Raw genomic sequence first — 14,577 nt, 5'->3', positions numbered from 1 at the left:
TGCAGTCATGTCATTGAATTTCCCTGTCTCGCGCGACGCCGCCGGCGCTGACCCGGCCCGGCAGGAAGCACCGGTTCCGGCAGCCCCGGGCGCCGACGCCGGTGCCGAACCCGCCGCCAGCCCCGTGGCGCGCGACCTTTCCGTGCTGGGTTGGCTGGCGCCGAGCCTGCGCGCCGCGCTGGACGATGCCGCGGCCGAACTGGGCCACTATGTCGACGAAGTGCAGCAGGCGCCCGAGGCGCTGGGCGCGCGCGACACCACTTCGCTGCGGCTGGCCGGCCAGCACCTGCACCAGGCCGCGGGCGCCGTGCATATCGTCGGCCTGCGTGGTGTGGACCCTTACTGCCAGGCGTTGCGCCGCCTGCTCGACGGCATCGACGCCGGCGCCGTGCCGGCCGATGCAAGGACCCTGGACGTGTTCCGCCTCGGCGTGCAGGCGCTGGCCGAGTACGTCGACGATCTGATGGCCGGCGACGACGAAGACCCGGTGCGCCTGTTCCGTTCCTACGCCGACGTGCTGGACCGGATCGGCGAAGACCGCGTGCATCCGGCCGACCTGTGGGTGGACGAGCTGCAGATGCTGCCGGGCATCGTGCTGCCGATGCGCATGGCTGCCACCGTCACGCGCGCGCGCCAGCGTTTCGAAGCGGCACTGCTCAAGGCGCTGCGCCTGCCGGTGCCTTGCCATGACGCGAGCCTGCTGCTCGAAGCCTACCTGCCGCTGGAGTCCGCGCTCGAAGACGTACGCGCCAGCGAGCAGGAATTGCGCCGCGCCACCGACCATCCGGATCGCGGCGTATGGCACGTGCTGGCACTGGTGTTCGGGGCGCTGGCCCACGGCCTGCTTGCCTCCGACCTGCTCGCCAAGCGCCTGGCGGGGCGTTCCCACCTGCTGCTGCGGCAGTACCTGCAAGGCCAGGTGCGCGTGCCGCAGGCGCTGCTCAACGACGCGGTCTACCTGCTTGTCACCACCACCGGCGCCGGCGCGGCAGTGCCAGCCGGCGAGACGGAAGCTCCAGCCGTGCTGGTGCTGCGCTCGGCCATCCGCGCGTGCCTGCAAGCGTTCCGCATCGACGCGGCGCACGCGGCGGTACACGCCGACTTCCGCGTGCGCTACTACGGCTGGCTCGATCCCATCGACACGCGCAACCTGCAGCAGGCCGCCGCCGCGATGGAGCGCGCAGCCGCCGATCCGCAGCACGGGGGCTGGCACGACGCCCTCGCCGCGCTGGCCGAGGCGGCGCAACCGCTGGCCCAGCCGGCACTGCTGCGCTGCCTGGACGCCGCCGCGCATCCCGCCCTGCTGGCCGATGGCACCGATACCACCGATGGTGCCGGCGGCGGCGACGACGCCATCGGCATCGGCGCCATCGCCCTGTTCCTTGGCCGCGCCCTGGCCTTGCCGTGGCGCGTGCATGGCAGCACCGGCCATGCGTGCGCTGCCGAGTTCGCGCATCGCTGCGACGAGCTGGCCGCCTATCTTGGCGCGCGCCGGCGCGGCGAGGCCGCCGTGCAAGCCCCGCGCTGGCTCATGCAGATGGTCGAGCAGGCCCGCGCGCAGCGGCTGCGCGAGGCCGCCGTGGCGCAGTTGCGCGGTCATCTCGACAGCGCCGAATCCTGGCTCGATGCATACGACCGCGACGCCACCCGTGGCGAGGCCGGCGCGCACCTGCGCGATGCCGATCGCGCGTTCGCCGCGCTCGGCGCCACGCTCGAACAGTTGCAGCAGGCCAACGCCCTGCCGCAGACGCTGCGTGACGAGGCGCTCGCCGTTGGCGTGGCGCTGCAGCGCGTGACGCTGTCGCTCGGCCTGCTGGCCGGCGCGCGCGCCGTGCAGGTAACGGACGCCGCCGAAGCCGACGCCGCCGGCGAGCGCGCCGGCTGGCTGGCCGCGATTGCCGGCGAGCTCGGTGCGGTGCATGCCTTTATCGACGCACTCGCATTCGGCCGCAGCAGCGCCGCCGCCAGCGCGCCGGATGCCAGCGCCGCCGGCGCCGCCAGCCTGGCCGGGGAGGGCGGCGCGTTGTCCCACGCGGCGCTGCTGGCCAATGCGCGCGCTGCCGCCAGCGAGGTGGTGCGCCACGCGCCCGCCGCCGACGCGCCTGAGGTCAAGGCGCTGCGCACGGCGCTGCAGGCGCTCGGCGAACAAGCCGCCATTGACGACGCGGCCAGCCTGCGCCGCCATGCCAACGAGGCCACTACCCAGCTCAATGCCTGGCTGGCCGGCTCCCACGGCGCGGGAGAGCGCCTGGTGGTGGCCCTGGCCGATACGCTGCCGTCCGCCGAGGCGAGCCAGCCCGCCACGCCGGCGCCGCCGGCGGCGACGGACAGTGCCGCCATCGACGCCGAGCTGCTGGACATCTTCCTTACCGAAGCCGACGAAGTGCTGGGCGAGGTTGCCAGCGACCTGCGCGGCGGCTCGGCGGCGCTGGCCGATACCGATACCGTCAGCCGCCTGCGGCGCGCTTTCCATACGCTCAAGGGATCGAGCCGCATGGTGGGCCTGCACCGCTACGGCGAAGCGGCCTGGGCCATCGAGCAGGTGATGAACCTGTGGATCGCCGAGGCGCGCGGGCCGTCGAAGGCAGTGGTCGACCTGCTGCTGCGCGCGCACGACGAGCTGGCGGCATGGGTGACGGCGCTGCACGACAACCCGCTGGCCGCGCACGCGACCGCAGGCCTGCTGGCCGCGGCGCAAGCGGTGCGTGCCGGTGCGGACGCGGACGACGGACAGCAGGGACAGGATGGACAGGCGGGACAGGCACAGTCCGCGGCGCGCGAACCGGTGCGCGAGGCCGTGCAAGGCACCGCAGGCGAGGTGGCGAGCGAGATTGCGAACGAAGCAGAGAACCAGGCACCGGTCGATGCGTCGCTTAATGCGTCGGTCGCTGCGTCGGACGGCCTGCCCGCCGAGGCCACCGTCGCGGATGCCAAGGTCATTCCGTTCCGCTTCGCCAGCACGCCGGCCGAGCAGAGCGATCATTTCAAGCTGATCGGCCCGGTCCGCATCAGCTTGCCGCTCTACAACGTCTACCTGCAGGAAGCCGACGACCTGGTCCGCCAGTTCGCCACCGATGTCTCGGAATGGCACCACGAGGGCCGCCCGTGCCCGAGCGAACTGGCGCTGCGTGTTGCGCACACCCTGCAAGGCAGCGCCTCCACGGTAGGGCTCGAGCCGGTGCGTGCCATTGCCGAAGCGCTCGAACGCCTGATGCTGCAGCTTGGCGCGCATCCGGTGGCCATGCATCCCGGGGACTTCCGCTTGCTGGAGCAGGCGGTCGAGCGTGTACGCGGCATGCTGCACCAGTTCGCCGCGGGGATCTGGCCTGATGCCGACGAGGCGCTTTGCCGCAGCCTGGCCGAGCTCGGCGAGCGCGCCATGGTGCGCCCGCGCCTGGCGATGCCCGAGCCCGTCGGCCTGGCGCCGGAGGCGGAAGACGCGCCGGTCGCGCTGCTGTTCGGCAAGCTGCCGTCGGCGGCCGCTGCCGAGCCCGAGCAAGCTGGCGGGACGTCGCAGGCGCTTGCGAGCATTCCCTTTTCAGCTCCGGTGCTGGCTCCCCCCCTGGCGGCGCCGGAACCTGCGCCCGCCCCGGTGGCCGAACGCGCCGAGCAACCGCTCGATGCCGCGCTCGTCGAGATCTTCCTCGAAGAGGCGCATGGCAGCCTGCCCGAACTCGGCAAGCTGGTGCGCGGATGGGAAGCCGCCTCCGGTGATGGGCAGCACGCCAGCCACGCCGGCCTGATCCTGCGTGCACTTCATACGCTCAAGGGCAGTGCGCGCATGGCCGGTGCGATGGCGCTGGGCCAGGCCGCGCACGAGATGGAGACGCTGCTCGACGCCGCCGTGCGCGGTGACCGCGTCGGGCCGACGCTGTTCGTGCGCCTGTATGCCTGGTACGACCGCATCCTCGCGCATGGCGAGGCGCTGCAGGCCGGCCGTCTGCTGCCCGTGGACGATCCGGAGCTGGTCAATGCGACGGATGCCGGTAGCGACACCGTGGCGTCCGCGCCCGCCGACGCGCAGGCCGCGGACGCCGCGCCGCGCGCCCAGGCGCTGCCGCTGCCATTGAGCGTGGTGGGCGTGGGCACGCTGCCGCCCCAGCCTGCCGGTGGCGTGCCGGCCGTGGCCGACGCCGTCGAACGCCAGCGCGCGCTGGTGCGCGTGCAGGCGCGCACGCTCGACACGCTGATCACCGATGCCGGCGAAGTCGGCGCCACGCGCGCGCGGCTGGAGAGCGAGCTCGAAGCGCTGCGCAGCTATCTCGGTGAACTCAACGACAACGTGGGGCGCTTGCGTGGCCAGTTGCGCGAGATTGAAATCCAGGCAGAGTCTCAGATGGCTTCGCGCATCGCCGACGCCCAGCACAAGCAGGATTTCGACCCGCTCGAGTTCGACCGCTTCACACGCTTCCAGGAACTGACCCGGATGATGGCCGAGTCGGTCAACGACGTGGCCACGGTCGAGCAGAACCTGCAACGGGGTTTCGACCGTGCCGCGGGCGACCTCGATGCGCAGGCGCGTCTCACGCGCGGCCTGCAGCGCAGCCTGATGCAGGCGCGCATGGTGCAGTTCGACGCGCTGGCCGAGCGGCTATACCGCGTGGCGCGCCAGGCCGCCAGCGAGACCGGCAAGGAAGTGCGGCTGCTGATCAAGGGTGGCACCGTGGAGGTCGACCGCTCGGTGCTGGACCGCATGGCCGGCCCGATCGAACACCTGATCCGCAACGCGGTGGTGCACGGCATCGAATCCGCGCAGGCCCGCCGTGCGGCGGGCAAGCCGGCCACCGGGGCGCTTACCCTCGAAGTGCAGCAAGAAGGCAACGAGGTCGTGCTGCATTTCGTCGACGACGGTGGCGGCCTGGACCTGGCACGCATCCGTGCGCGCGCCATCGAGCGCGAGCTGCTGGCGCCGGACGACGACGCTGGCGAGGCTCGCCTGACCGAGCTGATCTTCTCGCCCGGCTTCAGCACCGCCGAGTCGGTCTCCGAACTCGCCGGCCGCGGCGTCGGCATGGACGTGGTGCGGGCCGAGACCGTGGCGCTGGGCGGGCGCATCGCGCTGTCCACGCAAGCCGGGCAGGGCACCCGCTTTACCGTGCACCTGCCCCTGACCACGGCGATCACGCAGGTGCTGCTGGTCACGCTGGGCGGGCGCCCGTTCGCTATCCCCAGCGGCATGATCGACCAGGTGCAGCAACTGCGCTCGCAGGGCCTGCTGGATGCCTATAACCGGGGCCGCCTCGACGCGCCCGGCGGCGAGGTACCGTTCCACTATTTCGGCACGCTCCTGGAAGAAGCCCCGGCGATCGCCGCGGGGCGCAAATACTCGCCCGTCGTGGTGGTGCGCAGCGGTGCCGAACGCATCGCCGTGCATATCGACGAAGTGATCGGCAACCGCGAAGTGGTGGTCAAGCACATCGGTCCGCACCTGGCACGCCTCGAAGGCATCGCCGGCGCCACCACGCTGGGCGACGGCGAGATCGTGCTGATCTACAACCCGGTCGTGCTGGCGCAGCGCTTCGTGCGCGAGCGCGGCGAACAGCCGCGCCTGACGGCGCCCGCGCTGGAGACGCAGGCGCGGCAGCCCGCGCTCGGCGCCGTGGCCGAGTTCGGCCAGGACGGCAGCGCGCCGGTGGCTGGCCTGGGCTCGCAGCCCACCATCATGGTGGTGGACGATTCGCTCACGGTGCGCAAGGTCTCGCATCGCCTGCTCACCCGCGCCGGCTACCAGGTCGTGCTGGCGCGCGACGGCGTGGACGCGCTGCGGCAGTTGCAGGAAGTGATGCCGGACGCCATGCTGGTGGATATCGAGATGCCGCATATGGATGGCTTCGACCTGACCCGCAATGTGCGCGCGGACGGCCGGACCGCGCATATGCCGCTGGTGATGATCACCTCGCGCACGGCGGAGAAGCACCGCCGCTATGCCGCCGAGATCGGCGTGAACGTCTACCTGGGCAAGCCGTACAACGAGGATGAACTGCTGACCACCTTGCACCACCTGCTGGGCGAGAGGGCGGCCGGGACGGCGGGTTCGGTGGCGGCAATGCTGGGGGAAAACACGGGGAGCTGACGGGGCGGCGCAGAGGCGCCTGCCCGACCCGGCAGCTTGCGCCCGGGCCGCTCGCAGTGCCCGACGATGGTCACGCCCTCTCCGCGCATGGGGAGAGGGGCGCAGGCCGCGGACATTGCATCCGCCGCCAGGCGCGTCGTCCTACTTGTTCACCATCTTCGCCGGCACCGACAAAGTCAGCGCGGCGCCAGCCACCAGGCAGGCGGCCAGCAGGTACATGCCCGAATCCGTGCTCTGCGTCAGATCCTTGAGCCAGCCCACCGCATACGGGCTGATGAAGCCAGCCAGGTTGCCCAGCGAATTGATCAGCGCGATTCCCGCAGCCGCTCCGGTACCTGCCAGGAAGGCTGTCGGCAGGCTCCAGAACAGCGGCAGCGTGGTCAGGATGCCGATGGTGGCCAGCGTGAGCCCGAGCAGGGCCAGCGTGGTATTGGCGTGCCAGTACACCGACAACAGCAAGCCGAGCGCGCCCAGCAGGGCGGGGATGGCGATATGCCAGCGGCGCTCGCGGCTGCGGTCGGCGCTGTAGGCCACCAGCACCATGCCGATCACCGCGCAGCCGTAGGGAATGGCGGTGAGCAGGCCGATGTCGAACGGGTTTTTCACGCCGGTCTGCTTGATGATGGTGGGCAGCCAGAAGCTGACGCCGTACAGCCCCATCACGAAGCAGAAATAGATCGCGCTCATCAGCCACACGCGCGGGCTGGTCAGCACCTGGCCGACCGGCGCGTCTTCCTTGTGCATGTCCTCGTTGGCGATATTGCGCTGGAGCAGCGCTTTCTCGTCGTCGCTGAGCCACTTGGCGTGGGCGATGCGGTCATCCAGGTAGGCCAGCACCAGCAGCCCCACCAGCACCGAGGGCACGCCTTCGATCAGGAACATCCACTGCCAGCCGGACCAGCCGTTGTGGCCGTCGAAGGCCTGCATCACCCAGCCCGACAGCGGGCCGCCGATCACGCCGGACAGGGCGATGGCGGTCATGAAGAAGGTGGTGGTGCGCCCGCGCCGGTGGGCCGGGTACCAGTAGGTCAGGTAGAGGATGATGCCGGGAAAGAAGCCCGCTTCCGCGATGCCCAGCAGGAAGCGCAGCACGTAGAACATGGTCGGGGTGGTGACAAACATCATCGCCCCCGAGATCAGTCCCCAGGTGATCATGATGCGTGCGATCCAGATGCGCGCGCCCACCTTGTGCAGGATGACGTTGCTCGGCACCTCGAACAGGAAGTAGCCGATGAAGAAGATGCCGGCGCCCAGCCCGTAGATGGTCTCGCTGAACTTGAGGTCGTTGAGCATCTGCAGCTTGGCGAAGCCCACGTTGACGCGGTCCAGGTAGGCCACGACGTAGCAAAGCAGCAGGAAGGGCACCAGGCGCCAGCTGACCTTGCGGTAGGTGGCGTCCTCGAAGGCGGTGCCTGCGGCACCGGGATGTACTGCGGTCGTTGTCATGCTGTCTCCTCTTGGATTTACTCTCTGTGATTGCACGAATACCGCGGGATGGGGCGCCGCCTGATGCGCGCGGCGCCGGGAAACTGGCCTGAAGGCTTGCCTTGCAGGCTGGTCGGGAAGGGACGCGACGCTGCTCTGGCCAGGCGTGCGGCCAGCGGGCCGTGCACCGTCACAAGGCGGCGCAACGACGCGAGAATCCCTTCCGGACGCGCTGCTAGTGGGCGAAGGGGCCGCGGCCGCGCAGGGCGTTGGCCGTCATCATCAATGCCAGCAGGAAAGGCAGCGCCACGTAGAGGCACCAGTGCACGCGGTCGCCCAGGGTGTCGCCCCACTTGCGCTTGAAGACCTGCAGGCGCGGCATGGCCGACGGGTTGGTGGCGCGCTTGTTTCTGACGTGCCACGCCATCCAGAAGAAGAAAATGGCGAAGGCGACCGACAGGAAGTTGATATTACCCATGTTGAATTGCGATGGTTTTCAGTGTGGTGAATCCGTACAGGGCCTCGAAGCCCTTTTCACGGCCGTAGCCTGACTGCCCGCTGCCGCCGAAGGGCAGTTCCACCCCGCCGCCGGCACCGTAGTTGTTGATAAAGACCTGGCCCGCGCGCAGCTTGTGCGCCAGCCTCAGCTGGCGCGCGCCGTCGCGCGTCCAGACGCCGGCGACCAGGCCGTAGGGCGTGCCGTTGGCCAGGGCAATGGCTTCGGCCTCGGTGTCGAAGGGCGTCGCCGCCAGCAGCGGGCCGAAGACTTCTTCCTGCGCCAGCCGGTGCGAGGGGGGCACGTCGCGGAACAACATCGGCACCTGGTAGTAGCCGGATTCCGGCGCTTCGGCCACGATCTGGCCCTGCGCCATGGCGGCGATGCCGGCATGCTGCGCGTCGGAGACGAAATCCCATACGCGTTGCTGCTGCTTGCGGCTGATCAGCGGGCCGCATTCCAGGTCCAGCGCCGACGGCCCCACGCGCAAGGACTCGAACACCGTGGCAAGGCGGTCGAGCACGGCGTTGTAGAGCGGGCGCTCCACCAGCACGCGGCTGCCCGCCGAGCAGGTCTGGCCGGCGTTCTGCACGATGCCGTTGACGATGACCGGCACCAGTGCGTCGAGGTCGGCATCGGCGAATACGATCTGGGGCGACTTGCCGCCGAGTTCCAGCGTCACCGGGACGTGGTTCTCGGCTGCCATCTGCGCGATCAGCTTGCCGGTCTGCGGCGAACCGGTGAAGGAGATGTGGTTGATGCCGGGATGGCGCGCCAGCGCGGCGCCGGCTTCATGGCCGTAGCCGGTGACGATGTTCAGTGCGCCCTCGGGCAGGCCGGCCTCGGCGGCCAGTTCCGCCACGCGCAGCAGCGACAGGCAGGCATCCTCGGCGGGCTTTACCACGCAGGCATTGCCGGTGGCGAGCGCCGCGCCGACACTGCGCCCGAAGATCTGCAGCGGGTAGTTCCACGGGATGATGTGGCCGGTCACGCCATGCGGCTCGCGCACCGTCAGCACGGTGTAGCCGGGCTGGTAGGGAATGGTCTGGCCGTGCAGCTTGTCGACCGCGCCGGCATAGAACTCGAAGTAGCGCGCCACGGCGCGCGCATCGGCGGCGGCCTGGCGCAGGGGCTTGCCGGTGTCGCGCGCTTCCAGCGCTGCCAGTTCGGCCTCGTGCTCGATCAGGATCAGCGCCACGCGGTTGAGCAGGCGCACGCGCTCGGCCGGCGCCATGGCGCCCCAGGTGCCCTCGGCGGCCTGGCGGGCGGCACGGACGGCCACATTGATGTCGACGGCGTTGCCGCGCGCGATCTCGGCGAAGGGTTCGCCGCTGGAGGGGTCGAAGACCTTGATGCGCATGCCGGAATCCGGCGCGATCAGGCGGTTGGCAACGAAATGCTGGGCATGCATTGGTGGGGCTCCGGCTGGATGCGACTGCCGCCGGGTGGCTGGCGGTGCGCCTGTCGATGCGTGGTTCGGACAATTCGCCATTATCACTCACCGCGCGAGACGCGCAAGGCACGCGCGGCGCGCAAGACGTCGGGGCCGGGTCAGCTCCGGGTCAGCTTTGACCCGTTATAATGCCCGCCATCCACAAACACAGGCATCTGGAGAACTCGCATGAGCTTCAACCTCGTCTCCCCGGGCAAGGACATCCCCAACGATTTCAACGTCATCATCGAGATCTCCGCCCAGAGCGATCCGGTGAAGTACGAGGCCGACAAGGAAACCGGCCTGCTGTTCGTCGACCGTTTCATCGGCACCGGCATGCGCTATCCGGCCAACTACGGCTTCATCCCCCAGACCCTGTCGGGCGACGGCGACCCCGTCGACGTGCTGGTGCTGTCGCCGTTCCCGATCCTGGCCGGCGCGGTAGTGCGCTGCCGCGCGCTGGGCATGCTGAAGATGACCGACGAGTCCGGCGTGGATGCCAAGCTGGTCGCCGTGCCCCTGGACAAGCTGTCGCCGGCCACCGCCTTCATGAAGGGCCTGTCGGACGTGCCGCAGAACCTGCTGGACCAGATCAAGCACTTCTTTGAGAACTACAAGGCGCTCGAAGCCGGCAAGTGGGTCAAGGTCGAAGGCTGGGCCGGCATCGAGGAAGCCCACAAGGAAATCACCGACGGCGTGGCGAACTACAAGAAGTAAGCCCTGCCACCGGCGCGGCACCGGCGGCCATGCGTGCATGGCCGTTTCCGGTACCGGACCCAACCCGCTGCGGCGGGTTTTTTTGTCGCCGTGGCCTTGATCAGGGCCAAGTACGGCTCGGTGCCGCCAAGTTAAGCTTCAGGCATATACCAGACGGAGCCTTGTCCCATGAACGCGATCTCCCCCACCTCGGCGTTGCCCGCGGCACGGCGCTATGCCGCTCCTGCCCTGTTCTTCCACTGGGCTGTCTTCCTGCTGATTGCCGTCGCCTATGCTGCGATCGAGCTGAAGGGCTTCACGGCACGCGGCAGCGCCGCCCGCTTCGCGGCCATGGCAGCGCACGAATGGGCCGGCGTGCTGGTGCTGGCGCTGGCTGTTCCCCGCCTGCTGTGGCGCCTGCTGCGCGGCGCGCCGGCACCCGAACCCGGCCCGCGCTGGATGCGGCTGGCGGGCGCCGCCATGCACCTGGTGCTCTACCTGTTTATCTTCGCGCAGCCGCTGCTAGGCCTGCTGACGGTCAATGCCGCCGGCCACGTGCTGGCGCTGCCGGCGCTGGGCCTGGAAGTGCCTGCGCTGATCGCGCCGGATCCGGCCCTCAAGGGCACGTTCAAGGAGATCCACGAGACCCTCGGCACCGCCTTCTACACCGTGATCGGGCTGCATGCGCTGGCGGCGCTGTTCCACCATTACATGCTCGGCGACGACACGCTGCGGCGTATGTGGCGCAGGCGCGCAGGCCTGGCCCGCTAGCGCCCGTCGGCCTCAGCCGCGGGCGAACGGCGTACGGTCGTTGAGTTCGTCGAGATAGGCGTCGATGCCCTGGCGCTCGCGCTCCAGGAAGCGCTCGACCGCATCGGCAAAGGACGGATGCGCCAGCCAGTGGGCCGAGCGCGTCGCCACCGGCAGGAAGCCCCGCGCCATCTTGTGCTCCCCCTGGGCGCCGCCCTCGAAGGTGCGGATGCCTTCGGCGATGCAGAATTCCAGCGGCTGGTAGTAGGCGGTTTCGAAATGCAGGCAGGGATGGTGTTCGAGCGCGCCCCAGTAGCGCCCGAACAGCGCGCTGCGGGCCGGGTCGGCATCGTAGACCACCAGCGAGGCGGCGATCGGCTTGTCTTCGCGCTCGGCTATCACCAGAAGCAGGTTCTCCGGCATTGCCGCGCCGATGCGCAGGAAGAAGTCCAGGTTCAGGTAGGGCGTGGAATGGTGTTCGCGGTAGGTCTGGCGATAGCAGCGATGGAAGAAGCGCCAGGCCTGTTCGTCGATTTCGTGGCCGCGCAGCTGGTGCAGGCTGATGCCGGCCTCTGCCACGCGGCGCCGCTCGGCGCGGATGTTCTTGCGCTTCTTCTGCGACAGCGTGGCCAGGAAGGCCTCGAAGCTCTCGTAGCCGGGGTTGGTCCAGTGGAACTGCACGCCATGGCGCATCAGCATGCCGGCGCCGTCCATCAGCGCGGCCTCGTCCTCGTCCGGGAACAGCACATGCAGCGAAGACAGCTGGCTCTGCTCGGCCAGCGCCAGCGCCGTCCGGAGCAGCAGGCGGCGCTCGCCTTCGTCGCGCGCCAGCAGGCGCGCGCCCTGCACCGGGGTGAACGGGATCGCGCACAGCAGCTTGGGATAGTAGGGCAGGCGGTGCTGGGCGTAGGCGTCGGCCCAGGCCCAGTCGAACACATATTCCCCATAAGAGTGCGACTTGGCGTATAGCGGCATGGCGGCGGCGAGGCGTTCGCCGTCCTGGCTGCCACCATCGTCATGCGCCGCCCACAGGGTCAGGTAGCGCGGGCTCCAGCCGGTTTCGTCGCAGGCGCTGCCGCTGGCGTGCAGGGCATGCAGGAAGGCGTGGCGCAGGAACGGCGTGGCGCCGGGCTGGGCGGATACCAGGCGGTCCCATTCGGCCGCCGGGATCTCCGCCAGATCGGAAACGATCTGCGTGCGATAATCCCCCGTCCGCCTGGGTTCCTGTCCGTCTTGTGCCGAAGCCGCCCCCGTGGCGCCGCCGGCGGGATGGTCCGGGCCGGGCTTGCAAGATTCCGACTGCATTGCGCTAGATTCACTCACCATTTTGCCTGCCGGCCGAGTCTACCGGAAACGGGCGGGTGGTGCAGCGCGGCATGCGGGTGGCCGGCAAGGCCGGGCGAGTTGGCCGGAGCGCCGTGGTGCGCCAGCCAACACCCCCGTCCCGGCCGCCGGGCTAGAATCTCTCACTAACCAACGACAAGACAAGGGGCCAACATGAAGCAGATTACCGCCATCATCAAACCGTTCAAGCTGGACGAAGTGCGCGAGGCGCTGGCAGACGTGGGCGTCACCGGGCTGACGGTTACCGAGGTGAAAGGCTTTGGCCGCCAGAAGGGGCATACGGAGCTGTACCGTGGCGCCGAGTACGTGGTCGACTTCCTGCCCAAGATCAAGATCGAGGTGGTGGTGGCCGAGAACCAGCTCGACACCGTGCTGGACGCCATCGTCAAGGCCGCCCACACCGGCAAGATCGGCGACGGCAAGATCTTCGTGACCGAGATCGAGCGTGTCATCCGCATCCGCACCGGCGAGCAGGACGAAGCCGCGGTCTGAGTTCACGGGGTTGAGCTCGAGGGTGTCTTTGGCGTGTGTGCTTCAAAGTCAAAGGCTTTCGCGCCCCCGGCGCGACCTACTTTCTTTTGTCCGAAAAGAAAGTAGGCCAAGAAAGCGGACTGCCTTGCCGGCAGGGGCAGAAACGTTGGGGTTTCTGGTGTTTCTGGTTTCGGGGTGGGGCCTTTGGTTCTGCTTTGTTCCGCCGGTACCGGTGCGGGCGGCCACTGATCTGCGGATGTCGTTGGTTTCGGGGTCAGGCCTATGATGGCGGGCGCACTGCCTGTTCGGGCATCTGCCGTTACCGGCGCTGGCCGCTACGACATAGCGCCCTCATGGTTTCGTGGTGGGCGTGGTGGACGGTGCACTGGTGTCAGCAGTTTAAGTCCGGCCGCGGGGCGCAGGCGCATCGGGCCGGCACGGTTCGAAGTTGACGCCCCTTAGCTCGGCAGCTTCCAGCCGAAGCGCACCGACAGCAGGCGCGTCGCCGTGATGGTGATCGCGCCCGCCAGCAGCGCCACTTCCTGGTCGGCCCGCAGCCAGGTCAGGCCGATATAGACCCAGCAGCCCACGAAGGCGCAGGTGGCGTAGGGCGAGCGGTCGCGCAGGATCATCGGCACCTCGTTGCACAGCACGTCGCGCACCACGCCGCCGAACACCGAAGAGATGATGCCCATCATGACCGCGACGGTCGGGGTCATCTGCGCCACCAGCGCCAGCGAGGTGCCGGTGACCGAGAACAGCCCCAGGCCGATCGCGTCGGCCGTGATCATGGTGCGCTCGGAGGCCACGCGGCTGACCACCCGCAGCACCAGCGAGGCGCTCAGCGAGAGCAGGAAGATCAGGATCACGTAGCCTTCGTGGTCGACCCAGTAGAAGGGCCGCCGGTCGAGCAGCACGTCGCGCACCGTGCCGCCGCCGAAGGCCGTGGCGAACGCCACCACGAAGGTGCCCACGGCATCGAAGCGCTGCTTGCGCGCATCGACCACGCCGGAGATGGCGAAGGCCAGCACGCCCGTGACTTCCATCACATGCAGGATGAGGGGCAACCGCCCCATCAGGAGATCGAGCGGCAGGTGCATCGTGCGCGCGCGATCAGGCGTGCGGCTGGCGCAGCAGCACCATCAGCGCGCCGGCACCGCCTTCGGCGCCGCGCGCCTGCACGAATGCCAGCACTTCTTCCTTCTGCACCAGCCAGCTGCGCACCTTGCCCTTGAGCACGGGGGTCTTGTCCGGCGAGCCGTTGCCCTTGCCGTGGATCACGCGCACGCAGCGCACGCCACGCTTGACCGAGCGCCGCACGAACTCGGCCAGCGCCTCGCGCGCCTCGTCGCTGCGCAGGCCGTGCAGGTCGATCTTGTCCTGCGGCACCCATTCTCCGCGGCGCAGCTTCTTTACCACGTCGATGCCGATGCCGGGGCGGCGGAACGACAGCGTCTCGTCGGTATCGAGCAGGTTTTCGACGTCGAATTCGTCGGAAAGCGACGCGGCCAGCACGGCCTTGTCGTCGAGCTGGGTCTGCACCGGCACGGGCGCGGGATGCTTCGGCGCGGGCGTGACGCGGTTGCGGTCGCGCAGCGTGTTGACGTTGCCCACGCTGCTGCGGAACACATCGGCCTCCTCGCGGGCGCGCTGCGCCGCTGCCTCGGCTTCGCGGCGCTCGGCTTCGCGTCGCTCGGTGTCGGCCTTGAGGGAATCGCGCAGGCCGGACAGGTTGGTCAGGTCGAAACGCTTGGGCTGGCTGGCGGGTTTCTTGGCGCCATGCGGCATGGGGGCTTCTCCGGAAGGCTCGGGCTGGTCTCGGGGTGATTATAGGGGAGGCGGGGTAAACGGAAAAAGGGCGCCGGCAAGCCGCCGGCGCCCCCTTGCTGG

10 protein-coding genes are annotated in these 14,577 nt (G+C 69.3%); 4 read left to right on the top strand and 6 right to left on the bottom strand.

What is annotated here, in order from left to right:
• Positions 1–7: 7 nt before the first annotated feature.
• Positions 8–6,073, top strand: coding sequence for a hybrid sensor histidine kinase/response regulator (locus AC1DK4_RS15085; RefSeq protein ID WP_441612561.1), 6,066 nt, complete (start codon positions 8–10; stop codon positions 6,071–6,073).
• A 141-nt stretch (positions 6,074–6,214) separates the two neighbouring features.
• On the opposite strand, the gene AC1DK4_RS15080 is transcribed toward AC1DK4_RS15085, so the two are convergent.
• The 3 genes from AC1DK4_RS15080 to AC1DK4_RS15070 form a co-directional block, all read right to left on the bottom strand.
• Positions 6,215–7,519, bottom strand: coding sequence for an MFS transporter (locus tag AC1DK4_RS15080; RefSeq protein WP_441612560.1), 1,305 nt, complete (start codon positions 7,517–7,519; stop codon positions 6,215–6,217).
• 214 nt (positions 7,520–7,733) lie between these two features.
• Positions 7,734–7,976 (bottom strand): hypothetical protein, encoded by a 243-nt coding sequence (locus AC1DK4_RS15075; RefSeq protein WP_441612559.1) that lies wholly within the window; start codon positions 7,974–7,976, stop codon positions 7,734–7,736.
• On the bottom strand, positions 7,969–9,405 hold the full coding sequence (locus tag AC1DK4_RS15070) for an aldehyde dehydrogenase family protein (RefSeq protein ID WP_441612558.1): 1,437 nt from the start codon (positions 9,403–9,405) through the stop codon (positions 7,969–7,971). Before AC1DK4_RS15070 ends, AC1DK4_RS15075 begins: the two co-directional genes overlap by 8 nt.
• Positions 9,406–9,615: 210 nt before the next feature.
• Here AC1DK4_RS15070 and ppa point away from each other — a divergent pair, with 210 nt between their 5' ends.
• The gene (gene ppa, locus AC1DK4_RS15065) at positions 9,616–10,143 is read left to right on the top strand and encodes an inorganic diphosphatase (protein WP_017228479.1); all 528 of its coding nucleotides are present in this window, start codon (positions 9,616–9,618) and stop codon (positions 10,141–10,143) included.
• A 168-nt stretch (positions 10,144–10,311) separates the two neighbouring features.
• Positions 10,312–10,893 (top strand): cytochrome b, encoded by a 582-nt coding sequence (locus tag AC1DK4_RS15060; protein WP_441612557.1) that lies wholly within the window; start codon positions 10,312–10,314, stop codon positions 10,891–10,893.
• A 12-nt stretch (positions 10,894–10,905) separates the two neighbouring features.
• Here the strand turns inward: AC1DK4_RS15060 and AC1DK4_RS15055 are convergent, their stop codons facing one another.
• Positions 10,906–12,177: a GNAT family N-acetyltransferase gene (locus tag AC1DK4_RS15055; protein ID WP_441612556.1), complete on the bottom strand. Its 1,272-nt coding sequence runs from the start codon at positions 12,175–12,177 to the stop codon at positions 10,906–10,908.
• Positions 12,178–12,369: 192 nt separating this feature from the next.
• Between AC1DK4_RS15055 and glnK the strand changes: the two genes are divergently transcribed.
• Complete coding sequence (glnK, locus tag AC1DK4_RS15050) at positions 12,370–12,708, top strand: P-II family nitrogen regulator (protein WP_006162803.1); 339 nt, start codon at positions 12,370–12,372, stop codon at positions 12,706–12,708.
• 437 nt (positions 12,709–13,145) lie between these two features.
• Here the strand turns inward: glnK and AC1DK4_RS15045 are convergent, their stop codons facing one another.
• Together AC1DK4_RS15045 and AC1DK4_RS15040 are read right to left on the bottom strand one after the other, a co-directional pair.
• Positions 13,146–13,787 (bottom strand): trimeric intracellular cation channel family protein, encoded by a 642-nt coding sequence (locus tag AC1DK4_RS15045; protein WP_441612555.1) that lies wholly within the window; start codon positions 13,785–13,787, stop codon positions 13,146–13,148.
• Positions 13,788–13,800: 13 nt separating this feature from the next.
• On the bottom strand, positions 13,801–14,475 hold the full coding sequence (locus AC1DK4_RS15040) for a Smr/MutS family protein (protein ID WP_441612554.1): 675 nt from the start codon (positions 14,473–14,475) through the stop codon (positions 13,801–13,803).
• Positions 14,476–14,577: the final 102 nt, after the last annotated feature.

The sequence above is a fragment of the Cupriavidus sp. 05N38 genome (assembly GCF_056397345.1).
The sequence above is the reverse complement of the archived record's forward strand: the minus strand, read 5'-3'. Positions and strand labels throughout refer to the sequence as shown.

Coding starts and splice junctions, on each gene's coding strand:
- AC1DK4_RS15080 (WP_441612560.1), bottom strand. CDS start 7,519: ATGACAACGACCGCAGTACATCCCGGTGCCGCAGGCACCGCCTTCGAG.
- AC1DK4_RS15040 (WP_441612554.1), bottom strand. CDS start 14,475: ATGCCGCATGGCGCCAAGAAACCCGCCAGCCAGCCCAAGCGTTTCGAC.
- AC1DK4_RS15070 (WP_441612558.1), bottom strand. CDS start 9,405: ATGCATGCCCAGCATTTCGTTGCCAACCGCCTGATCGCGCCGGATTCC.
- glnK (WP_006162803.1), top strand. CDS start 12,370: ATGAAGCAGATTACCGCCATCATCAAACCGTTCAAGCTGGACGAAGTG.
- AC1DK4_RS15060 (WP_441612557.1), top strand. CDS start 10,312: ATGAACGCGATCTCCCCCACCTCGGCGTTGCCCGCGGCACGGCGCTAT.
- ppa (WP_017228479.1), top strand. CDS start 9,616: ATGAGCTTCAACCTCGTCTCCCCGGGCAAGGACATCCCCAACGATTTC.
- AC1DK4_RS15085 (WP_441612561.1), top strand. CDS start 8: ATGTCATTGAATTTCCCTGTCTCGCGCGACGCCGCCGGCGCTGACCCG.
- AC1DK4_RS15075 (WP_441612559.1), bottom strand. CDS start 7,976: ATGGGTAATATCAACTTCCTGTCGGTCGCCTTCGCCATTTTCTTCTTC.
- AC1DK4_RS15055 (WP_441612556.1), bottom strand. CDS start 12,177: ATGCAGTCGGAATCTTGCAAGCCCGGCCCGGACCATCCCGCCGGCGGC.
- AC1DK4_RS15045 (WP_441612555.1), bottom strand. CDS start 13,787: ATGCACCTGCCGCTCGATCTCCTGATGGGGCGGTTGCCCCTCATCCTG.